This is a genomic window from Undibacterium sp. TC9W, from assembly GCF_049339865.1.
In the GTDB taxonomy this organism is placed as follows: domain Bacteria; phylum Pseudomonadota; class Gammaproteobacteria; order Burkholderiales; family Burkholderiaceae_D; genus Undibacterium.
Genome location: NZ_JBMPPJ010000020.1, coordinates 14,218 through 36,128 on the forward strand (window position 1 = coordinate 14,218; position 21,911 = coordinate 36,128).

27 protein-coding genes are annotated in these 21,911 nt (G+C 48.5%); 14 read left to right on the plus strand and 13 right to left on the minus strand.

Features of this window, described 5'->3' with window-relative positions:
• Positions 1-29 precede the first annotated feature (29 nt).
• From ACO0LN_RS22990 to ACO0LN_RS23000, 3 genes are all read right to left on the minus strand, one after another.
• The gene (locus ACO0LN_RS22990) at positions 30-641 is read right to left on the minus strand and encodes a hypothetical protein (protein WP_422977834.1); all 612 of its coding nucleotides are present in this window, start codon (positions 639-641) and stop codon (positions 30-32) included.
• Positions 642-939: 298 nt separating this feature from the next.
• Positions 940-2,001, minus strand: coding sequence for a DUF5694 domain-containing protein (locus ACO0LN_RS22995; RefSeq protein WP_422977836.1), 1,062 nt, complete (start codon positions 1,999-2,001; stop codon positions 940-942).
• A gap of 178 nt (positions 2,002-2,179) precedes the next feature.
• A complete protein-coding gene (locus ACO0LN_RS23000; protein ID WP_162042392.1) occupies positions 2,180-3,100 on the minus strand; it encodes a LysR family transcriptional regulator in 921 nt (306 codons plus the stop codon).
• Between the two features lie 114 nt (positions 3,101-3,214).
• Between ACO0LN_RS23000 and metE the strand changes: the two genes are divergently transcribed.
• On the plus strand, positions 3,215-5,515 hold the full coding sequence (gene metE, locus ACO0LN_RS23005) for a 5-methyltetrahydropteroyltriglutamate--homocysteine S-methyltransferase (RefSeq protein WP_422977838.1): 2,301 nt from the start codon (positions 3,215-3,217) through the stop codon (positions 5,513-5,515).
• Between the two features lie 664 nt (positions 5,516-6,179).
• Complete coding sequence (locus ACO0LN_RS23010) at positions 6,180-6,392, plus strand: hypothetical protein (RefSeq protein ID WP_422977840.1); 213 nt, start codon at positions 6,180-6,182, stop codon at positions 6,390-6,392.
• Positions 6,393-6,488: 96 nt separating this feature from the next.
• Here ACO0LN_RS23010 and ACO0LN_RS23015 read toward each other — a convergent pair whose 3' ends face one another.
• From ACO0LN_RS23015 to ACO0LN_RS23040, 6 genes are all read right to left on the minus strand, one after another.
• Complete coding sequence (locus tag ACO0LN_RS23015) at positions 6,489-7,151, minus strand: hypothetical protein (protein ID WP_422977842.1); 663 nt, start codon at positions 7,149-7,151, stop codon at positions 6,489-6,491.
• A 10-nt stretch (positions 7,152-7,161) separates the two neighbouring features.
• Entirely contained in the window at positions 7,162-7,938 is a 777-nt protein-coding gene (locus ACO0LN_RS23020; RefSeq protein WP_422977844.1) for a hypothetical protein, read from the minus strand.
• 273 nt (positions 7,939-8,211) lie between these two features.
• A complete protein-coding gene (locus tag ACO0LN_RS23025) occupies positions 8,212-8,385 on the minus strand; it encodes a putative quinol monooxygenase (RefSeq protein ID WP_422977846.1) in 174 nt (57 codons plus the stop codon).
• A 62-nt stretch (positions 8,386-8,447) separates the two neighbouring features.
• Positions 8,448-8,930, minus strand: coding sequence for a hypothetical protein (locus ACO0LN_RS23030; protein ID WP_422977848.1), 483 nt, complete (start codon positions 8,928-8,930; stop codon positions 8,448-8,450).
• 46 nt (positions 8,931-8,976) lie between these two features.
• A complete protein-coding gene (locus tag ACO0LN_RS23035) occupies positions 8,977-9,591 on the minus strand; it encodes a hypothetical protein (RefSeq protein ID WP_422977850.1) in 615 nt (204 codons plus the stop codon).
• A gap of 1,178 nt (positions 9,592-10,769) precedes the next feature.
• Positions 10,770-11,072: a DUF3892 domain-containing protein gene (locus ACO0LN_RS23040; protein ID WP_422977852.1), complete on the minus strand. Its 303-nt coding sequence runs from the start codon at positions 11,070-11,072 to the stop codon at positions 10,770-10,772.
• A 286-nt stretch (positions 11,073-11,358) separates the two neighbouring features.
• Here ACO0LN_RS23040 and ACO0LN_RS23045 point away from each other — a divergent pair, with 286 nt between their 5' ends.
• Positions 11,359-11,829 carry a helix-turn-helix domain-containing protein gene (locus tag ACO0LN_RS23045; protein ID WP_422977854.1) on the plus strand — a complete coding sequence of 157 codons (471 nt, stop codon included), beginning with the start codon at positions 11,359-11,361 and terminating at the stop codon, positions 11,827-11,829.
• On the plus strand, positions 11,829-12,404 hold the full coding sequence (locus ACO0LN_RS23050) for a PIN domain-containing protein (RefSeq protein ID WP_422977856.1): 576 nt from the start codon (positions 11,829-11,831) through the stop codon (positions 12,402-12,404). The genes ACO0LN_RS23045 and ACO0LN_RS23050 overlap by 1 nt, the downstream gene beginning before the upstream one ends.
• Before the next feature lie 104 nt (positions 12,405-12,508).
• Here ACO0LN_RS23050 and ACO0LN_RS23055 read toward each other — a convergent pair whose 3' ends face one another.
• The 3 genes from ACO0LN_RS23055 to ACO0LN_RS23065 are packed head-to-tail and all read right to left on the minus strand — an operon-like array spanning position 12,509 to position 15,620.
• Positions 12,509-12,730: a hypothetical protein gene (locus tag ACO0LN_RS23055; protein ID WP_422977858.1), complete on the minus strand. Its 222-nt coding sequence runs from the start codon at positions 12,728-12,730 to the stop codon at positions 12,509-12,511.
• Positions 12,727-13,794 carry a phage portal protein gene (locus ACO0LN_RS23060; protein WP_422977860.1) on the minus strand — a complete coding sequence of 356 codons (1,068 nt, stop codon included), beginning with the start codon at positions 13,792-13,794 and terminating at the stop codon, positions 12,727-12,729. Before ACO0LN_RS23060 ends, ACO0LN_RS23055 begins: the two co-directional genes overlap by 4 nt.
• Entirely contained in the window at positions 13,791-15,620 is a 1,830-nt protein-coding gene (locus tag ACO0LN_RS23065; RefSeq protein WP_422977864.1) for a terminase ATPase subunit family protein, read from the minus strand. Before ACO0LN_RS23065 ends, ACO0LN_RS23060 begins: the two co-directional genes overlap by 4 nt.
• 150 nt (positions 15,621-15,770) lie before the next feature.
• On the opposite strand from ACO0LN_RS23065, the gene ACO0LN_RS23070 reads away from it, so the two are divergent.
• The 10 genes from ACO0LN_RS23070 (at position 15,771) to ACO0LN_RS23115 (ending at position 21,371) form a co-directional block, all read left to right on the plus strand.
• Entirely contained in the window at positions 15,771-16,601 is an 831-nt protein-coding gene (locus ACO0LN_RS23070; RefSeq protein WP_422977866.1) for a GPO family capsid scaffolding protein, read from the plus strand.
• A gap of 60 nt (positions 16,602-16,661) precedes the next feature.
• The gene (locus ACO0LN_RS23075) at positions 16,662-17,663 is read left to right on the plus strand and encodes a phage major capsid protein, P2 family (protein ID WP_422977868.1); all 1,002 of its coding nucleotides are present in this window, start codon (positions 16,662-16,664) and stop codon (positions 17,661-17,663) included.
• A 2-nt stretch (positions 17,664-17,665) separates the two neighbouring features.
• Positions 17,666-18,397, plus strand: coding sequence for a phage terminase small subunit (gene gpM / locus ACO0LN_RS23080; protein ID WP_422977870.1), 732 nt, complete (start codon positions 17,666-17,668; stop codon positions 18,395-18,397).
• Positions 18,398-18,512: 115 nt separating this feature from the next.
• Entirely contained in the window at positions 18,513-18,992 is a 480-nt protein-coding gene (locus ACO0LN_RS23085; protein WP_422977872.1) for a head completion/stabilization protein, read from the plus strand.
• A gap of 13 nt (positions 18,993-19,005) precedes the next feature.
• Complete coding sequence (locus ACO0LN_RS23090; RefSeq protein WP_422977874.1) at positions 19,006-19,209, plus strand: tail protein X; 204 nt, start codon at positions 19,006-19,008, stop codon at positions 19,207-19,209.
• A gap of 2 nt (positions 19,210-19,211) precedes the next feature.
• Complete coding sequence (locus ACO0LN_RS23095; protein WP_422977876.1) at positions 19,212-19,421, plus strand: hypothetical protein; 210 nt, start codon at positions 19,212-19,214, stop codon at positions 19,419-19,421.
• Positions 19,418-19,915 (plus strand): lysozyme, encoded by a 498-nt coding sequence (locus ACO0LN_RS23100; RefSeq protein ID WP_422977878.1) that lies wholly within the window; start codon positions 19,418-19,420, stop codon positions 19,913-19,915. The genes ACO0LN_RS23095 and ACO0LN_RS23100 overlap by 4 nt, the downstream gene beginning before the upstream one ends.
• Before the next feature lie 16 nt (positions 19,916-19,931).
• Positions 19,932-20,435: a lysis system i-spanin subunit Rz gene (locus ACO0LN_RS23105; protein WP_422977880.1), complete on the plus strand. Its 504-nt coding sequence runs from the start codon at positions 19,932-19,934 to the stop codon at positions 20,433-20,435.
• Positions 20,419-20,910, plus strand: coding sequence for a phage tail protein (locus ACO0LN_RS23110; protein WP_422977882.1), 492 nt, complete (start codon positions 20,419-20,421; stop codon positions 20,908-20,910). The genes ACO0LN_RS23105 and ACO0LN_RS23110 overlap by 17 nt, the downstream gene beginning before the upstream one ends.
• Entirely contained in the window at positions 20,907-21,371 is a 465-nt protein-coding gene (locus tag ACO0LN_RS23115; protein ID WP_422977884.1) for a phage virion morphogenesis protein, read from the plus strand. The genes ACO0LN_RS23110 and ACO0LN_RS23115 overlap by 4 nt, the downstream gene beginning before the upstream one ends.
• On the opposite strand, the gene ACO0LN_RS23120 is transcribed toward ACO0LN_RS23115, so the two are convergent.
• Positions 21,368-21,904, minus strand: a complete 537-nt coding sequence (locus tag ACO0LN_RS23120; RefSeq protein WP_422977886.1) for a hypothetical protein — start codon at positions 21,902-21,904, stop codon at positions 21,368-21,370. The genes ACO0LN_RS23115 and ACO0LN_RS23120 overlap by 4 nt on opposite strands.
• Positions 21,905-21,911: the final 7 nt, after the last annotated feature.

The window sequence follows — 21,911 nt, forward strand, 5'->3', positions numbered from 1 at the left end:
GCATTTTCCAACGCCTTATTGATCACAGGTCAGTTCTTTTTAATCGCGCCTCTCAAAAGCTCGGTCGGAAAGATATCCGTCATAAGAACCATCGCTTTTTCTTTTTTTGCGTTTTCTATCATTGCGCCCAAAACGCCACCGACAATACCACCAGTGGCTCCTGCTGCAACTGGCGAGGCACCGTTAGGGTTGCTCAAGGCAATTTGTGTCGCAACTGTTGAAATGTCACCTGACGATCCACTGGCAGGCGAACGATAGCGGCTGCCCGAAAATTCATGAGAATAAATTTTTGATAAAGACTTTGATGCAGGATCGCGTGGCAACCAAAATCCACCATCACGCGTATCCACAATCTTATTGTCCTTCGTATTGATCAGCACCACGCAATCGTCAGGACCACGATAATAAACCCCACCTTCCGCCTCAAAGACCGGCACGTACACTCCTTTTGTTACACCAACAGCCAAACCAGTATTCCAGCCCAGACGTGTTTGTAAACTGACGTCTTTATCCAACTCAATAGATGGACGGCCTGGTATAGATGGCTTCAGACTGCTCTTGGAAACATAAGGAAGGTGCCCACACCCACCAAGTGCGAGAATGAAAAAAAATAAAACAAATTTGCGAATGATCGTGTTCATTAAGATGAGAGAGTAAAGAGGCATGAATGCACTGATTGAAAAGTCATGTTTTTTTGGCTATCGATATAGCCGGGCGGAGTATGCCAGCTTATTAATTCCAGCGCCATACCCTGTGCCTGAAGCAAAAACTCCCTGGTGCACAAGTGGCCACAGCGGCAAAGTGAAAATGACCGCGGCCTCACGATAAAACGAGTCTGTTCTTGCTGGAGTGGCTTCAGTCGCGAACAGCAATGCCAGCACTACGCATCGCTGCTGCAGTCGCTCCTACGAAAAATCAACACCATCAACAGTGAGTACCTCACTTCAACATATCAGCCGCATCCACAATATCAACACCCTGCATCTGCCCCAGCCAGTGATCAAACCAGGGTTTGTGTGAAACACCGACGACAGACAACACACGTGCACCCGGGCGTTCACGGAAAGTTTCCCGGATATAGGCAACCATGCGCATATTGCGTATCTCCCAGCCAGCCACCCATATCTGCGGATAGCCTTCTGGTGATTTGGCACGCATGGCAGCGGCGACATTGGCCTCAGCATAAATCCGCAAGCCTTCTGGTTCGCTGATATAGCGGTACAAAGGCAAAAGCTCGCTGGCCTGCATCAACTCCACTTCATGTTTTTTTCGCAGGCTCATATCTTGATTACCTGCCGCCCAGGCAGACTCTATGGAACGCACAAAAGCCTTGATATCCGCCACATCAATACGGTCACCAGTATGGTTATCCACGGCATGGACACGCTGCAAACCCAGGCGCGCAGCCAGTTGCGCAGCGATCAGGTAGTTTTCATTATTGCGTTTTTCTGCCCGCATGAGCTTTTCTACCAAGGCCTCATTCAAGCCATCACCCGCATGGCGCTCCGCCTCTGGCAATTGCAGCCACTGCACATAAGCCGATGCCGTATCATACGAAGCCAGGAACAAGGCCGCGAGACGACGGCGTTGCGCTGGCTTTACCTGCATTGTCTGCCCAGGCCATGCTTTCAACAATTTGTCTGCTTCAGCCATCGCCGCAGGTGCATCCAGGCCCGTAGCCATCCTGGCAGCTTCGTTCGATGCGCAATAGTCAGCACCATATCTGGCGACATGGCGGGCGGCCATATCACATTCTTCACCAGACTCGGTTTCTATCGTAATAATCTCTGGTTTGAATTTCGCCAACTTATCGAGCACACCGCCCAGCGATGCAGGATTGAAGCTGGCTGGCATGCTGTTCAAGTGCACCGTCCCCAACACCAGCACCTTTGCACGAGGCCCGGTCATATCGCGATCGAGCGCCGTCAAATCAAGCTGCGCCTGCGCCAGAACTGGCATCACTGCACCGGCAAACAAAATCCGTTTTGCCCATTGTTCCATGTAATTTCCCCAGATTGATCAAATCTCGCGAATGTAAGGCATAGCGTGGGGGTGAACAAGAAGAAGAGGACAGGATGCAGTTACAGCAGTCTGGAATGCAAAAACGGCAGAACAGGACGAAGTGCTAATAGTATCCATTTCGTGAGGACACCAGAACTATCACTCAATCGCAGTGCACTCAAATCAACTCTATACTCTGCAAATTCAAATAACTACTCTCCCGTATCGTCGTCACAAAATCACTGAGATAAGCCTTGGCCGACAAATCCGGCAGGCAGGCTGCATACAGTCTGCCAGTCAAACCATCCGCAGTAATGCGCTTGGGCAGCACATAATCGCGATTCACATAATTTTGCGCGGCCCACACCGGCAGGGTGGCAATGCCGCGCTTGCTGGCGACCAGTTGCAGCATGGCGACTGTCAGCTCGGTCGTGCGGCGTGTGGTATCTATCCCGGCGGGCTTCAAGACCTGGCGCACCACATCCAGCATTTCATCAGGCACAGGATAGGTGATCAGGGTATCAGTTGCAAAGTCCTGTGCCACCAGATAATCGCGCGTTGCCAGCGCATGGTCTTTGGCGATCAAGGCAATGATCTCGAAGCGGAACAAGGGGTGATAAGCCACGCTCTCATCGGCATCCATTTCTGACACGATGGCCACATCCGCCTTGTGGCTGTATAACAGCCCTACAGGGTCCGCCTGGAAGCCGGACACGATGTCCAGCTCCACCTCAGGCCAGCGCTGGCGGAATAAATCCATCGCGGGCATGAGCCAGTCAAAGCAGGTATGGCATTCAACCGCGATACGCAATTGCCCCGCCACCCCCTGGGCCATGCGAGCCAGGTCGCGCTCGCAATTGGCCACCTGCGGCAGGACACTGTCTGCCAGTTGCAGCAGGCGCTCACCAGCAGGCGTGAAGCGTATAGGTGTGGTCTTGCGCTCGAACAAGGGTGTGCCGTGATGTTCTTCCAGCAACTTGATCTGGTGCGACAGTGCTGATTGCGTGACATTCAACAGAACGGCGGCACGCAATAAATTGCCAGACTCACGCAGGGCATGCAGGGTTTTCAGGTGGCGTAGCTCTAGTATGGATTGCATGTTCTCAGAGCCTTAGGGCCCATTATGAATAAAATTCAAGATGATTCTTAAAATATCTCGTTTGAATCATAGTCAATTCTAACCCATCATACTCAAACCTGATAGGAGATTGACATGACAACTGCACACACCCTGGGCTTCCCCCGCATAGGCGCCCAAAGAGAATTGAAATTCGCACAAGAATCCTTCTGGAGCGGTGATATCACCGAAGCCACCCTGCATGAAACCGGCAGCGATTTGCGCGCCCGCCATTGGGGTTTGCAAAAGCAGGCTGGCCTCGATTTTGTCAGCGTTGGTGACTTTGCCTGGTATGACCAGGTCTTGAACACCCTGGCCCTGCTGGGTGCCCTGCCAACGCGCTTTGGCTTTGATGCAAAAAAACTGAGCCTGGCAGACTACTACGTCGCAGCCCGTGGCAACCCCCAGCACTTTGCGATGGAAATGACCAAATGGTTTGACACCAATTACCACTACCTCGTTCCAGAATGGACGGCAGATACCAGCTTTGATGGTGGTGTAGATTGGCTGTTTGAAGAACTCGCACAAGCCCAGTCCCTGGGTCACAAAGCCAAAGCCACCCTGGTTGGCCCCCTGACCCTGCTCTACCTCGGCAAGATCAAAAATGGCCTGGACAACAAACTCGATTTGCTAGCCAAAATCATCCCCGCCTACCAGCGCCTGCTGGCCCGCCTGCAAGAGCAAGGCGTGGAATGGGTGCAGATAGATGAACCTATCCTGGCACTGGACCTCGACAATGCCTGGCTGGATGCATTTGTGCTGGCCTACAATGCCCTTGCACAAAACACACCCAAATTGCTGCTATCGACTTACTTTGAATCAGTGCAGGAACGCGCCGCCCTGCTGCATGCCCTGCCTGTCGCAGGCATTCACCTGGACCTGGTACGCGCTCCTCAGCAACTGTCTGCACTGCTGGTCAACTGGCCGCAAGACCGCGTATTGTCTGCCGGGGTCATCGATGGCCGCAATATCTGGCGGGCAGACCTGACAGGCTTGCTGGCCAGCCTGCAAACTACCCACGCCCAATTGGGTGATAACTTGTGGCTGGCCGCAAGTTGCTCCCTGCTGCATGTACCGGTGGATCTCGCAGCAGAGACAGCACTCGATGCAGAAACCCTGAGCTGGCTAGCTTTTGCCACCCAAAAACTCGATGAAATCGTCGCCCTTAAGCAAGCCCTGAATGGCAATGCTGCCAGCGTCGCCCAGCAATTCAAGGCTGCAGAGCAGGCCGCTACCAGTCGCCGCACTTCGGTACGCATCCACAACCCTATCGTACAAAAACGCCTGGCTGCGGTTACAGAACAGGATGTCACCCGTCACCATGCTTTTGCAGGCCGTATCAGCGAACAGCAAAAGCGTTTTGCGCTGCCCCTGTTCCCGACCACCAGCATAGGTTCCTTCCCGCAAACCAAGACCATACGCCAGGCCCGCGCAGCGTATAAACGTGGTGACTTGTCGCACCTCGAATACCTCGAAGCCATGCGCGCAGAAATCCGCCTGGTCGTTGAGCAACAAGAAAAGCTCGACATCGACGTACTGGTCCATGGCGAACCAGAGCGTAATGACATGGTCGAATATTTCGGCGAACAACTCTGGGGCTATGGCTTCACCCTGAATGGCTGGGTACAAAGCTATGGCTCACGCTGCGTCAAACCGCCCTTCATCTATGGTGACGTCTATCGCCCGGAAGCCATGACAGTCAGCTGGAGTGAGTACGCTCAAAGCCTGACTGCCAAAACCATGAAAGGCATGCTGACCGGCCCCGTCACCATGCTGCAATGGTCCTTCGTGCGCGATGACCAGCCACGCTCCACCACCGCCCTGCAAATAGCCCTGGCCCTGCGCGATGAAGTCGCCGACCTCGAAAAAGCAGGCATAGGCATGATACAGATAGACGAACCCGCTTTCCGCGACGGCCTGCCGCTGAAGCAGCAAGACTGGTCCGCCTACCTGGACTGGGCAGTGCGTGCGTTCAAACTGAGTTCAGCCGTCGTCAGGGACGATACGCAAATCCACACCCACATGTGCTATTCAGAATTCAACGACATCCTGCCCTGGATAGCCGCCATGGATGCCGACGTCATCACCATAGAAACCTCGCGCTCGGACATGGAATTGCTCGACGGCTTCGGCGACTTCGCCTACCCCAACGACATAGGCCCCGGCGTGTATGACATCCATTCACCACGCGTACCCAAAGTCAGCGAAATGCAAAGGCTGCTACAAAAAGCCCGCAGCGTACTCCCCGACGCCCGCCTCTGGGTCAACCCCGACTGCGGCCTCAAAACCCGCGACTGGCCAGAGACGATAGCTGCTCTGGAAAACATGGTGCAGGCAGCCAAGTTGTTAAGAGCGACCGTGGCGGCGGATGATGAAGAGCATCAGGATTGTTGCTGATAAAAACAGACCAGGCAATTTGAAATAAAACCCGGGCGCATCTCAGCTTTTGATGAGATGCGCCCGCCTGCATTGAAGCGCAAAGCTACCCATCCTGTATGAGCGGCTTCAGCCGCGAACAAGTTTTACCGTAACTTCAAAATCTCGCAAGCCCGCAATTGCCCTTATCTTCGCGGTTAAAGCCGCTCCTGCAAGCGGTGCAATCGCCATCCGATGAGTGAGTAATAGCCGTTCAACTTCAGAAAACCACCCGCGATCCCTTCATTCACACGCGGAATACCTTATGCCTTGGTAAAAACGTCCCATTCCATGATATCAATGCGACTTAATACATGGTATATTTTTTCTGTCATGCTCACATTACAGCTCTGCTGTTGATGTGCCTGAACCGGAAAACAATGCTGATCAGCAGCCAAATTTATGCAATGAGCCTTATCCCATGCCATACCTTGTCCGCAGCGTCGTAGCGATATTTTCCATATGCTGTCTCACCTTGTTTACGTCTGCAAGTCGCGCCGAAGCGCCTCCGCTTAAAGCCGCTGTGCTTGATGCCATGCCATTCAAATTTGAGGCTCAAGTAATCTCTGTAAGCTCAAAAACCCTGGCGTCAGACAACTGCAAAACAGAAGTCAGATTTGAGCTTACGGCAAGCAAAGTCAAAGACATGGGCACTCAGCATATTCCTGAGGAATTCAAACTGACTGGCAGTGCCTTCAGTTACCATTCCGGTTGTGTTGGCCCAGGCGGCATGCGCATTTTTGAATTCATCAAACCAGGTGAGCACATCCTGGTCCATGCGAACAGCAATGCTACGGATGGCAGCTTCGAGCTGACTCACTATTCGCAAGTTACGCGCTTACCGCTTCAGACCCCATAAAGTCACTTTCAGCGCCGTTCAAGAAGCAGCATTTCGGATACCTATCTTACTGATCAACTCGTTCGTAGCAATGTAAGCATTCAACAGCTCAACCAACTATTTTGGTACAGCCTTATCGTCAAACATATAATATTTATTTTTGAAATCATAAATACGGACAAAATCTTTCAAAGCACCTGACCACATACCAAAATGCCCCATATCATTCTGGTCGAATATCGCTTCTATCGTTGCCACCTTGCCGTTAAATTTATAGAGTACCTTATATTTTTTATCGATTCGCTTCCTGTCTTCCTCCGTTTCATACGGCCCGGAATCGACATTCAGCCAAAGGCAATCCTTGCTGGAATTTCTGACCTTTGTCAAACATATGGACATATTTTCCCGACCAACAGTCACATAGCCAGTCACCAAGACAAGTTTTCCATCGTAACGTTCAGGGGTCGCGATCAGATTAATGAGAGACAGGCTTTGAAAGCGATTTTCGACATCGGCTTCAGTCGCAGTGGCAAAAAGACTAGTTCCAGAAAACAGGCAGGCAACCATTAAGCGGAGAATTTGACTAAATGTCATTTTGCGCCAGGGTGGGCAAGAAATAAAAATGCAGCGCGTCAGCGAGAAATAGGTTTGCACTGAAACTACGCAAGATTGTTGAGGACGACTGTCACGACGGATGATAAAGAGTATCGGAATTGTTATTAAAGTTAAAGCGGTGTCTTCAGAAACTGTCTGACACCGCTTTAAACTCATAAAAGACATTCAGTTTCAGCTAATCCAGTTTTTTTATTTCTCCCTGAGTATCCAGGCCAAATGACACCAAGAGTTCCATTCGATCAGGGTGATTTTTTTGCAAGTAATCAATATTCCCATATCCTGCTGGTGCAGAAATATTCTGGATATTCATTTTATTCATTACACCGACTGTTGCAACCCATACCCGCTTGTAAAAGACAGGTTCATGCCCTAGCCTGGTTATATACTCATTCACATTTATTTTCTTAAAAAACTGCCGCTGTTCAGACAATAGTCGATTGGAACCCTCATATCGCAATTTATCACTATCCAAATACGCTATTTGCTCCGTGGACGCTTTCCCAGCTAAAGAAAGCGCCAAATAGTCCTCATACTTTTTATTCATTTCCCTGATAGTCCATTGCTCCGCGCTACCATGCCAGATAACCAATGCGGAAGGCCGGATTATTTTTGTTTTTGCTGCGGTAAATACATAGTTTGCGCATGAAGACATGCACAAACTAGGCACTTCGACCTCAATCTGATTGTCGTATACCCAATGTCCAAAGAGGATGCCGAAGTGTGCATCTCCTCCCTGGGAATTAATGAACAAACGTTCTATTTTTTTATCCGCCGCAGCAGAAATAAAGTCATTGACCGTTTCATCAATAACACCAAAATAAAGACCAACATTATCTATAAAATAGAATTTTGCAGGCGTCCTGCTTTTTTCAGGTTTAGATTCATCAGCCATTGCACTAATTGATAATGCGGCCATTATCAGCGCAACCACGGTCTGTTTATATGTCTTCATGCACTTGGAATTCAAATTAATTTTTTGAGGTAAGTCTGTTTGGTGTCTCAATATATATCTCCTGCAGGAAGGCGATATTTCATCTTAAAGTACAGATTAAAATTATGAGCTCTAGCTATGTTAATACGATCGTCAAAATGAGGGATTCTTCACCCACGTCGGCGTCAACGCCGTCACCTGCGGCGGGCCAGATAACAAAGGTTCGACATCGACCAGATAAGCAGCATAACTGGCTGTCTGCAAAAATGCCTGTGAGGCTTCTGCGCTGCTGTATTACTGAAACGCACAGATCACGTCCGGATCAGCATTGTCAAAGCAATAGAAATAGGCCAAATGGCCAGGATTAGCTGCGACAGCCGGGGCCATATGTTTTTCCCAGACAGCGCGCACTTCGTCGCGTTTCCCTGGCTGGGTTTTGTGTTTAATGATGACGGCAAAAGTGTTCATAGAGCTTTCAGTCCTGTGTTTGCATTAATTGTTTATATAAGGTACTCGCTAAAACTGTTGTGCTAAACCTCAGCAAGGACCACATATTTTCTAAATTCATTTTTCAGTGCCAATACATGAGCTGCAAATTGCGCTTCAGTATAGTTAACTTCATCCAGCCATTGCCAGTAGCTGACAGTCAACTCTCCATCATCAATGCCTATTGCAACATCAGGGTTTTCGAGATCAAAGACCTGCACAGCACATAATCTCAACCGGGGCATGCGCCTCTGAAGAGTTAGAAACGATGCCTTAGCAATTTTTCTGGCACAGACATCAAATGAGTTGTCTTGCCCATCAATTTCAACTATTTTTTCACTAACGATGACGATTTCCCCACCCTCTTCTTTTGCTCTTTCAAAGTAGTGCAAGAGCAGGTTTGTTTGTGCTATTTTCTTGTGTGCCAACGAAAGCGACTTCAGTATCTGGGCAAGCGCGGCAATGATTTTTTCATGATCATCACTGGCAACCAAAGTCAGGAGAGTTGCTGTATTTTTTAGTCTCATTAAAAATTCTCGTTTAAGCGCATCAACCTGGCTGGAAGTAAAAGCTTTATTGAGGTTCAGGAGGAATCTGGTTCAAGGTGACAATTTTTCCTGCGCTATCCAGACCAAATACAACAGGTTCTCCACCAGACTGTATGTTTGCAATCAGATTTCTCTTCAAATAATTTGGCGATGCATAGTTGGGGTTCGCTTCTACATTCTTTATACCCATTTTATTCATCAACTCTATCGTCGCAGTCCAGCCATCGACTTTATACCAAATCGGTTCCTGGCCTAGCCGGGTTATATATTCATCTATTCCTAATTGAGAAAATAATTCAGCTTGCATAAGCCTGATTTTCTTTGCACTTTCATATTTGATTTGATTATTGGTTAGGAATTCCTTTTCACTTGAAGTCAAGGCATTGTCGCCAATCTTGGTCTTGGCAAGTAAAGCATCGTAATAAGCGATTCCTTCGCGAACATCTTTTTGCTCTATACCTCCATGCCAGATTACCAGTGCTCCGCGCTCTATGATTTTTCTGTTTGCAGCGGGAAAGACATAGTTTGCACATGCAGACATGCACAGGGTCCTGACTCTTAAATCCAGGCCATGCTCACGAACCCAGTGCCCCAGTTTCAAAGCAGAAAAAATTTCTCCACCAGTCGAAAAAATGATCATGCTTTTCGCCTGGGTATCTTTATTCTTCTCAAGAAAATCATCAACTGACTTTCCATTTATTTGCCCAACAAAGATGAGCTCACTTTCTGAAGCATTTCCAGGCCCCGTTTCACCTGAAGCTTCCCAAGCTTTACTAAGAATCCAGCAAATTCAATGCTTCCCGCCTGATTTCATTTCCGCAAAAGAAGTAATTCGGAAAATAATCCCCGTCTGAGTAACGTAAATATTTACAGAATTGCGGAAAAATATTTTGACAAAAAAGCGATATGTTTTGAACGTTTTTTAGTTTAAATTTGCTTGTCCACAAAGACGATGCGATGTGCATGTAGATTCCGACTCGTCCGCTCTTCGCTCTCCCTATTCATCCGGTTTTAGGTGCCTGCTGCATGTGTGACTCAGGTCTACATGCAGTGGTCAATATAGATATGCATGTACATATACATTGGCCAGTGCTACATACATTGGAACAGATTCAGGTGCAATAAGACAATCGTTCTAAAATAAAGTACCCATCGGGAAAATGGTAACGCAGGTAACGGACATTCAAGAAAGCATGCAAAGCATTGATCTATAAGGCTTTCAAGAGATTAGATAAAGGTAATAAATAAGTAATATATAAGTATTCTAGTTACCTATACCTATAGTATTTATTTCACTTATGAATAGTCTTTAAAATCAACGATCTAGATTTTTATTACCTTTTGCATTACCTTAAAATACCTTTTAAAGTAACCAGCTATTTCCTTTCAAATCAGGCACTTAGGATTGAATATTTTCTGCCCATACCTCAGTTACCTTTTCCCCTAGTACGCCTCAAATCCCTTAAATCCGAAATACAACAACTGCGTAAATTTCATGGGCGAAAATTTCACTAAGACTGCATGAAATATGCGTCTAATTGCGTCAGCTTTTAAGGCCTTCAATCTGGCCGCATACGTAGGCTGGGCTTAGTCTTAACTGGTGACGCAGATTTGAGTCAAAAGCGGCCCATTTAGCGGGCAGGCGTGGTGGGGGGATGTCTGCGCGCCGGGACTTGAAATGGGAAAAAACGCAGAAAATTGCTTGGGCACAATGGTTTTGGAAGGGCATAGAGGGCCGCGGAGGCGTGCGGCCATGTGATTGTGTAACGGTTTGATACCAGGCGGACAACAAAAAAGCCGCACAGGGCGACTCTTACATTAGCATCTTGGGAGAGAAAGCAAATTATCTGCTTTTTCATTGTTCGGATTTGTTCGTAAATATGCTGCGCGTCCTTGTGGATTTACAACTTCCACGTCTGTTCGACCGCCAGCTAAAAGTCCATCTGGATGTGTGTAGAAAGTATCAATCCCAAGGTTGATTCTATTGATCGCGTCCTCCTTTGTATAAATCCAACCTCCATCAGGGTTCGCTACGTGAGTAACTCGCTCTAATTCTGAACCGGATCGTAGGAGTCCGCCACCAAATGTTTCAATTCTTACATGTGTTATTTTCAAATCCATTAGAAGGCCTCTTTAAAAAAGAAAGTTCGGCAATCAACATTTTTTCAAAAATTCGGACTTAACTGATTACCTGTACAGTATTGTATACCCATATTTGTAATTTATAGTAAAAATGTTGCGAATATTTCGTTTGCTTCATATAATTCATTTGGGTTGATGCTAAGTCCATAGGATGATGGTTTGTGAAATTAAAACCATCATCCTATGGACGGTCTAAATAGGCCTCCTCCGAAATTTACTGTTTTCGATATAGCAATAGTAAATAAATACAAAAAGGAGAAAATTTATGAATATGACAATTGATCCATCTGCTCTGGACTCAAATGAAGTTGAATTAGCTAAAGAAGCGCAACGCTGCATTATTGCCGCGCTAGATCATTCGAAAGCAATGAACATCACAATTGCGGAAGACGATGATGTAGAGCGTTTAGGAGATTCCCCTGTTTTGCGCTTACCGCCTAAAATTTTACGGATGTTTGCAGATATCCTTGGTGAAGTGGCTCAAGGTAAAACTGTCACAATTTTGCCTCGTGAAATGTACATTTCTACGCAAGAGGCCGCCGTAATTCTGAATGTTTCGCGACCTTATTTGATAAAGCTTCTTGAAGAAGAAAGAATCCCTCATCACAAAGTGGGGCGGCATAGGCGCGTTTTACTAAAAGACGTACTTGCCTATAAGGAAGATAGACATAAAACATCGCAAGACGCTTTGGACAAATTGGCAGAACAGGCTCAAGAGTTGGGAATGGGATATTAATGGCGGGCTCAATAACTTATACAGTCGTTTTGGATGCGTGTGTTTTGTATCCTGCCTCAGTGCGCGATATTCTTTTAAGTTTTGCTCACGCTGGACTTTTTCGTGCACGTTGGACAAATCAAATTCATGACGAGTGGACAAGAAATCTAATTAAGAATCGGCCCGAATTAGCAGATAAGGTTAAACTGACTGTCGCATTAATGAATGAAACAATTGACGACTGTTTGATTGAAAATTATGAATATGTGATTGACTCTTTAAATTTACCGGATGCAAATGATCGCCATGTGTTAGCTGCTGCAATTGTTGGACACGCAGATGCCATTGTCACGTTTAATCTAAAGGATTTTCCAGCAAGCACAGCGGCAACACATGGAATTGAAATTTTGCATCCAGATGATTTTTTAGTTTCTCAATTCGAGCTTGCACCTCTTAAAGTTGTTACCGCCATTAAAAAAGCACGGGCCAGATTAAAAAACCCCGAAATGTCAGCTAAGGAATTAATTGACAAGTATGAATCTGTCGGCTTGACTCAATTCAGTAGCCTTCTTAGAGATGCGATACATTTAATCTAGATTCGGCATATGTGCAAAATGATGAATTTTCGCTCTTGTGTCATTTTATATAGAGCCATCTTCAATTGACACTAACCAATTTATCGCAAAAATATGCAGTGTTTTTATTTTGAGGGTTTAATTCCAGCCCTCAAAAATGCTGCTTGCTCTATCTCAAAATCATCCCTGCAGTCCCGATTACAAAACAGTAGACCTGGTGCCACAGATTCATCACAAAAACGGCAGCGCCCGGTACTTTTCATCAATGGCTTATTGCACGCATTGGCAATCGCCGAAGAAATAAAGGTCTCAACATTTTTATCTGACATATCTGCAACATCACTCATTTTGCTGCCCCTCCTGCATCTGCTAAAGAATATGGATTGAATCGGATTACTTCCTCGCCCAGCCAGTCGTTAAACTCTCTGAAACGTGCCTGTAGCGGTTCCAGTTCATTCATGGCAAAGACCTTTGCCGCCGGTTCAACAGCACCAAAACCGCCCGTATTGTTCGGCACCAGACCCAGCAGTTGAGGCGGCACACGGTGGGCCGCCAGCATGTCGTCACGCGTCACGTTCTTGATGCTGAAAAATTCATCCTTGGCTGCCACTTCAGATACCGGCAAAATCTGGATGCCGTCTTTTTTACCGTTTGGCGCGTACATGAACACATTGCGGAAATTGCCCGGCCCCTTGCTGTCCCGCAGTGCCTGGCGCATGGCGTCAACGTCTGTTTGATTCTGGGCCGCGTCGGTCATGTACAAAATAAACCCGGCATGTGAACCATTTTTGTAATACTTGCGCCGGAAAAGCGTAGCAGCCTCGTTCAACCAGGCAGAGTGCAAGGCACTCAAATATTCCGGCAGGCCGTACACCTCTTGATTAATGTCCGGTTCCATCAGATGGAAAATTGAACCAGTGGCAAATTCATGTTCTTGCTGCCAGCCACGCACGAATGCGTATTTGTCCAGATCGTCACAGCACCGGCGCGTGTATTTGGACAATGCCGGTGCAAGCTGCAAAAGCTTTCCTGTACGGCTTGTTTGCTTTTCCAGATAGCCATTGCCAAATATCAGGTAATCAAGCGCAAACCGGCTAAACGCCAGGCGTGACAGATATTTATGCGGGATGAAGGTGGCCGCCAGCAAATTGCGTTTGACGTAAATAGCGGTGCTATGGTGGACGCTGGCACGGAAAGACTTAGCCAGGCCGTCCCAGCTTATAGGTGGCTCGTAGTACCTGCCATTTGACCAGCATTCGATATAGTCCAGAATTTCAGACCGGTCCAACACCGGCGAAGGGTCACCAAATGAAAACGCCTCTACGCCTGACGGTGGCGACATTACCGGCGTACTGTTTGGTGTGCTGGATGACGTGCCACTCACCTGGCCGCGTCGATTTTTGTTACTCATGAATAAACCTCCATAAATGAACTGCTGTTACTGATGCCACCATCCAGCGGTTCATGATCAAGTACATGCATCAATGCCCAGGCCAAGTCAGCGTGTCCGGTTTCCTCGCTACGGTCTGCCTTGTACGTCACATGCTGGCCGCTGGCCGTCAGTGTCTTTTTGATCGTCATAAACGACTGCGCCAGGTCCGTTGCGCCCGCGTCAAACTCCAGCCTGCCTTTACTGATCACGTCTTGCGCTTTCAGCACCATGCGGCTTTTAACTGCTGGGTCGTAGTTGATCTTGGTCACGTTTGGATAGAAATTTTTGACCAGTTGATAAACACCTTCACCCATGCCGGTGGCATCAATGCCGATATACCCAACGTGAAAGCGAATAGTGGTTTGGCGTATCTGTTCTGCCTGGGCGGCAAAGTCCATGCCGCGAAACTGGATTCGTTCCAGCACGCGGAATTTACCGCCTGGTGTCAGCGGTGGCGCCACAACAACCAGCCCGGCACTGTCGCCCGTAAAAGCTGGGTCATATCCCACCCATACCGGGGCGTCACCGAATGGCCGTGTAGTGAAATGTTTAAAATCCGTCCACAGTTCCCACGAATCGACCATGCATTTTTGCAAGGCCGTCAATGGGAAAACAGACAAGGTGTCATCAATAAATTGACACATCAGCAGATTTTCAAATTGGTCTGGGCTGTACTCGTATGTACGTAACTCTTCGATGTCAAACAGATTGCAGCCGCCGCGCTCAGCGTCCAAAATCGTCACAATCTGACGCCACATCTTGTCTTCGCCAGTAAAGCCGCTGGCAAGCCGTCTGTGACTGATATCGATGCTTACCTGGTCTTTTTTCGCCCTGCGCTTGTTGAACAGTTCACCTGTCCAGAATGGATAAGCCTGATGTGTGATGCTGGACGGCGTTGAAAAGTAGGTCTTGCGCCACTGCTTATGCAGAGCCATGCCAGACGCCACCTTATTAAGTTCTTGAAAACTATGCGTCCAGAAAAATTCATCAAAATAGAAATTGCCGTGATAGCCCTGGGCAGTACGCGCATTGGTACCCAAAAAATACAGGTGCGCTCCATTCGGCAACACGATAGGGTCCCCGGCCAATTCAATGCCCGCCGACTCCTTGGCAAACTGGATAATGTATTGTTTGAAGACATGCGCCTGGGCTTTGGACGCAGATAGGAATATCTGATTACGCCCGGTTTCCATGGCGTCCGCCAGGGCTTCCCGCGCAAAATACCAGGTAGCACCAATTTGCCGCGACTTCAAAATCACCCGCGTGCGCTCGTGCCCGTTGCGCAGCCACACCTTTTGATAATCAAACAGTGAGTCTTTGAAGGCTTCAAAAAGTTTGTCGCGTTGTTCTTCGCTGTAGTCGTTGCGCGTGGGTTTTTTCTTTGGCCCGGCATTACGGTTTGCCAGCTTAGGATTCAAATCCACTTCATTGCCGTCAGGCGTTTCATACTTTCGCACGCGTGACGTTTGCACCACCTGGCGCATCAGCAAATCAATCTCTTTATAATCCCCGCCCGTTTTTTCTGTCTTGGCTATCAACTGAATCAGGCGCGTTTCCAGACATGATTCAAGCTTTTCTATCAGCGGCGTCTTGTCCCACTTTTCACGGTCACACCAACTCTGCACAGTCGTGCGCGCAATGTCTAAATGCCGGGCAATAGACGATATCCGCCAGCCTTGCCAGTACAAGGCCTGCGCTTGCTTTTTTATGTCGTAGGTAGGCGCGAAAGCCGCGCCATCAGCAAGCGCGTCTATCTCGTTTTCTGTTGAAGGTTCAGCGGTGATTACGTCATCAAGATCAGTCATACCGCCAGCTTAGGGGCATCGCGCACGCGAAGGCACTCCCAGCAAGTTGTTATCAAACTTAACAACTCCCTTGTCATTGATGGTTATGACAGCAAAGCAGAGTATGGGAACCTCACAGCCAAACCCGATTAAACCTTACACCACCAGATCATGACCAAAAAATTCAAATCAAAATTCTTTCGCGTGGCGCTGGAAGGCGCAACAACAGATGGCCGTCAAATTGAACGAAGCTGGATTCAGCAAATGGCTAAGAACTTCGACCCGCAAAAATACGGCGCACGCATCTGGATGGAACACATACGCGGCACCCTGGCAGATAGTCCATTCCGCGCCTATGGTGACGTGACAGCGGTAAAAGCCGAAGAAGTCACCATTGACGGCAAAAAGAAACTGGCCTTGTTCGCTCAAATCGAGCCTACAGACGATCTGATTGCCATGACCAAGGCCAAGCAAAAGATTTATACCAGCGTAGAAATCAATGACAAGTTTGCCGATACCGGCGAAGCCTATCTTGTCGGCCTGGGCGTAACAGACAGCCCCGCAAGCCTGGGTACCGAAGTGCTGGCCTTTGCAGCACAAAATCCCGCAGCAAATCCTTACGCGTCACGCAAAGCCAGCCCCGGTAATCTCTTTTCTGAGGGCGCAGAAACCGTTTTGGAATTTGAAGAAATCGACACTGAAACGACCGGTCTTGCTACCAAAGTCAAAGACCTGCTGAAAAGCTTTGGCAGTAAAAAAGCTGGTGACGATGCCCGTTTTAACGACATGGGCCAGGCTTTAGAAACAATGCTGGAACACACAACAGACCAGGAAAAACGCTTCAGCGAATCGAACAAGCGCATTGCTGAACTCGAAAAAGACCTCAAAACAGTCACAGGAAATTTCAACAGCCTGAAAGAACAACTGGACAAGGAACCCGGCAAGCAAACCACCAGGCCAACAGCCACCGGCAGCAGCGGAGCGGAACAGACCGACTGCTAAATCTAAAGCCGACGCAAAAAACCGCTGTAAACAAACCTAATAAATTTTGGAGTTTCACGCATGAAAAATAATACCCGCCTTGAATTTAATGCCTTGGTTAAACGCCTGGGTGAAATCAATGGCATTGACAACGCCACGGAAAAATTCAGCGTCACCCCCAGTGTTCAGCAAACACTGGAAGACAAGATTCAAGAATCCAGCGAATTTCTGACCAAAATCAACATCATCGGCGTCACTGAAATGGAAGGCGAAAAGCTGCACCTGGGCATTTCTGGCCCTGTTGCCGGCCGCACTGACACAAACACAAAAGACCGCCAGACCCGTGACTTGACCGGCCTGGACAGCAATAAATACAAATGCAGCAAAACCAACTACGACACTCATATTCCATATGCCAAACTGGATGTCTGGGCTAAATTCAAAGACTTTCAAACGCGTATTCGTAACGTCATCGTTCAGCGTCAGGCACTGGACCGTATGATTATGGGCTTTCACGGTGTCAGCATTGCCGCTGATACTGATATCGTTGCTCATCCTCTGCTGCAAGATGTGAACATAGGCTGGCTGCAACACATGCGCGAAGATGCACCGCAGCGTGTCATGAGCCACGGTGCTACACCAGGCAAAGTCAAAATTGGTGTCAACGGTGACTATGCAAACCTTGACGCCGCCGTTTTTGACGCCATCGAACTGATAGACCCATGGTTCCGCGCAGATGCTGGCCTCGTCGTCATCGTCGGTCGTGAACTGATGCATGACAAGTATTTCCCACTGGTGAACACTAAACAGGCACCAACAGAAACACTTGCCTCAGACATCATCATCAGCCAAAAACGTCTTGGCGGCCTCCAGGCAATCAGTGTGCCGTACTTCCCGGCAAATGCATTCCTGATTACGCGCCTGGATAACCTGTCTATCTACTTCCAAGACAGCGCCCGCCGTCGTCAGATCGTCGATAACGCCAAACGTGACCGTATTGAAAACTATGAGTCGTCTAATGATGCCTACGTGGTAGAAGAATACGGCATGACTGCGCTGGTTGAAAACATTGAATTGGTCTGATCATGAAACCTACTAGCCCAGCTCAAAGACACATGGCCCGCGTCCTAGCAGAAAAGGCGGCGGCCACATCGATACACGGCGAACCAGTGCAAGGCAGTGCCTATGATTTGATGTGCGCCAAACTCATCACTGATCGCCAGCGCCTGAAGCAAATTCAATCCATCAAAAAGAAAATCGAAGTAAAACGCGAAATTCTGCCGGATTACAACGAATGGGTAGAAAGCACCCTCAAGTATGGCAAAGGCGCGCAAGACACCGTACTGGTCACCGTGCTGGTCTGGTACATCGATACCGGCGATTATGCCCGCGCCCTGGAAGTCGCGCACTATTGCATGTTCCATAACCTGAGCCTGCCAGACCAGTACAACCGCAATCTTGCCACCATGCTGCTGGATGAAATCCCAGGCGAATACCTGGCTGGCCGGTTTGAAAACCCCGCAGAGGCACTTGCAACCCTCAAGGCCGTGCAATTGATGACGGTGGATGAGGATGTACCAGACCAGGCCATGGCAAAGCTGTACAAAGCCCTGGGCTATGCACAAATCGGCAAGATAGGTAACGGAGATATCGAATTTGATCAGTTGACCGAAGACGACACCAGCCGCGCCCTTGAATACCTGCGCAAAGCCCTAGACCTGACCGACAGCATAGGCGTCAAAAAAGACATTGAACGTCTGGAACGTCGTTTAAAGCAACTGGCTGACGCCAAGACACAAACACAGGCGCAAGCCTAACCGAGCACCCCAACGTGCCGGGCGGCGCGGGCTGATTGCCAATGACTAGCCATCATGCAGCATGAAGCCCGCCCACCGCCCACTTTCATATATTGACAATCGACCAGGTCCGACCATGCCATTTAATGCCAACCCGCCAGGCGGCGGCACGCCGCAATCAATCCCTGTTACCAATGATGGATTTTTTCCAGACATTGACCTGATCGCCATGCGCGATGCAATCCGGCTTGATGGCACCGTGACAGACACGCGCCTGCGTGATGCCACTGTGGCCGCCATCATCCACGTCAACGGCGAGGTAAGAAGCCTCAAGGCATCAGCCACCGGCGCAGGCAATGCGCGCCTGGCAGATATCCCGGCTGATCAGGTGGACGGCAAAAGCATTCTCGTTGCCCACTACCTGCGCGCCGTCTACTGCACAGCAAAAGCAGACTTGATAGAACGCTATGCAGACTACGACACCACCGCCACATCACTGGACGATAAAAAACTGGTCGGCTTCCTTGCCAATGGTCACGAAGACCAGCGACGCAATGCGCAATGGGCTATATCTGATCTGCTGGGCCGTCATCACGTCACTGTAGAACTGATCTGAGTTTGCTAACCCTATGATTGTCCGCGCCCAACAAAACGACACCTTAGACCTGCTGGTATGGCGGTATCTGGGCAGCACCAGCAGCATTGCCGCCGTGCTTGCCATCAATCCCGATATCGCCAGCCTGGGTGCGTTTCTTCCAATGGGCAAAGCCATCAACCTGCCAGACCGTGCACCGGCAGCGCCCGTGCTGCAAATGATTAATTTGTGGGACTAACAATGAATACCAACGTCATGGAACCTTTGAAAGCATCGCCCCCTGTAGCCATCAGCGCCATCACGCTGCTGGGCATCCCACTGAACGAATGGGTATTCATTCTCACGATCATTTACACGGTTCTGCAAATCACCTTCTTTGTGCGTGACAAGGTAATAAAGCCTTGGCTGCACCGTCGCGCAAATGCGCAGAAAGGAAAACAACAAATATGACTACCAACATCAAGCAAAGACTGATTGCCGCCGGTATTGCCGCAGCACTGCCCCTGATCGTGTTGTTTGAGGGCACCAGGCAAACCGCCTATCTGGACCCGGTAAAAATCCCCACCATATGCAGAGGCCACACCAGCGGCGTCAAAATGGGACAAACTGCAACCATGGACCAGTGCGACGCCATGACAGCAGATGACTTGCTCATTGCCAAAGCCTCTATGGAAAGCTGCCTGAAAGTTCCATTGAACGACAACCAGCGCGCCGCATTCACAAGCTTTGTCTACAACGTGGGGCCAGGTAGAAAAGGCGTCAAAGATGGTTTTTGCGTGCTGAAAGATGGTAGACCATCCACTATGATCACAAAGCTAAACAACAAGGATTACACCGGCGCATGCAACCAGTTTCCATTCTGGAACACAGTAGACGGCGTAGTTTATGCAGGCCTGACCAAACGCCGGGCCGCAGAACGTGAACTATGTTTGAAACCCGTATAAAACAATCAGGTGACACATGCCCAAATTCTTGACCATGCTTGACCCACGCCCATGGATAGCCCTTGCAGTCGTTGCCGCTGTTCTCTTTTGTATCGTCAAATACAAAGACGCTATCAACGAAACAACCAAGCTCAAGGCACAAATATCCCAGGACCAGGCAGAAGCAACAGCCAACACACTGGAAAACGAAAGGCTGATGTCTCGCAGCCTGGCCGCCATAGCCTCCAACCACCAAAAGGAAATGCAAGATGAAAAGGACAAACAAGACAAGTTTATTAGTGGCGTGCGCAATGGCACTGTGCGCCTGTCAATCCCCGTTAAAGCTTGCCCAGCCGGTGCCGGTGCAAATACCGCCCCTGGACCCGGCGATATCCCAGAAGCGCGAGCCGAACTTACTCCAGCGGCTGGAAGTGCTCTTGCAGCCATCGCCACAGACGGCGACAACGCAATCAGGCAATTAAACGCCTGCATAGACAGTTACCAGGCCATCAGGACCGTCATCAATGTACAAACCAAATAGCCTGCGCAACCACCTCACCGCAGCAAATCCAGACCTCAAGCGCAACCCAGACAAGTTGCTTGTCTTTGCTGATGAAGGCCGCTTAATTGGCACCGGTACAGCTTCCCGGTCGTTTGAATACGCCTACAAGCTCAATGTCATCATTACCGACTTTGGCGGCGATGAAGACGGATTGATGGTGCCATTGCTGGACTGGGTGGCCGTCCACCAGGCAGACTTGCTGGGCAACCCAGACAAGCGAGAAAAAGGCATTCGCTTTGTAGTGGACTTCAACAATCACGACTCTGTAGATATCTCGCTTGAATTAGAATTATCTGAACGCGTCATTGTCAAGCAAAATCAAAACCGGCTTGATATCACCCATGCAGGAGAGATAGCCCCAGCCCCTGACTATGCCGCACCATACTGGCAGCTATTCAACGGTGACAAGTTGCTGGCTGAATGGCAGGTACTCAAAACAGACACAGAACAATGAGTGACGACCTTAAAGCCCTGGAACAATGGGCAAGCGTCCTGCTTGCCCAACTCGCCCCCGCACAAAGACGCAAAGTGAATTTGCAGGTTGCACAGGATTTGCGCCGCAGCCAGCAGCAGCGCATCAAATCACAAATGACGCCGGAGGGCATCGCCTATACGCCAAGAAAGCCGCGTAAGGATTTGCGCGGCAAGAAAGGACGCATCAAAAAACAGAAGGCTGCCATGTTTGCCAAGCTGCGCACCAATACGCACTTGAAAGTGAAGGCTGACGGCAACGAATTAGCAATAGGATTTTTCGGCAGGGTGGCAAGAATTGCGCGAGTGCATCAGTTTGGTTTAAGCGATAGAGTTAGTAAGGATGGCCCCGAAATCAAATACTCTAAGAGGGAATTATTAGGATTTACTCCAACAGATAAGCAACTAATAAAAACTTTATTACTCAATCATCTGAGAATTTAGTTTTGAGTATATGTGCTGGAATTTCTAACAATTTCATCATTTAGGAAATCACTTGCATCACCGTAGGCTTTACCGGCTTCTGCATATTTAATTTTTTTCGATTCGGTTTGTAGATAACCCGTTGTTGCCGCAAGAATTGCACTCGTACCACATGACACATATGAATTATTTGTAAGTTGAATCAAAATTGAAAATGAGTCAATGTATCTTTTTACTGGTTCACAGAGTTCAGGAAAGTACAATTTTGCAATCAACAATGCTTTATTTGCATCATCAAGAAGCATGATTTCTAAAATTTCAGCACTTGAAGCGCAATTATATAATTTGACACTTTGTTTTCTCGACTCAAGAAAAATTAACGCAAATTCCTCGTACTTCTCCCTTAGTAAAATCCGGCGTTTATGCTTCCTATCAAGCCAACCTTGAAACATTGCGACACCTTGCGCTAACGCCACGCCTAGGAGTGCAGCAATTGCAGGTACAAAGGATGTATCAGCCATATAAGTGCCTTTAGAGTCATCATTGATATGCATTTAATTC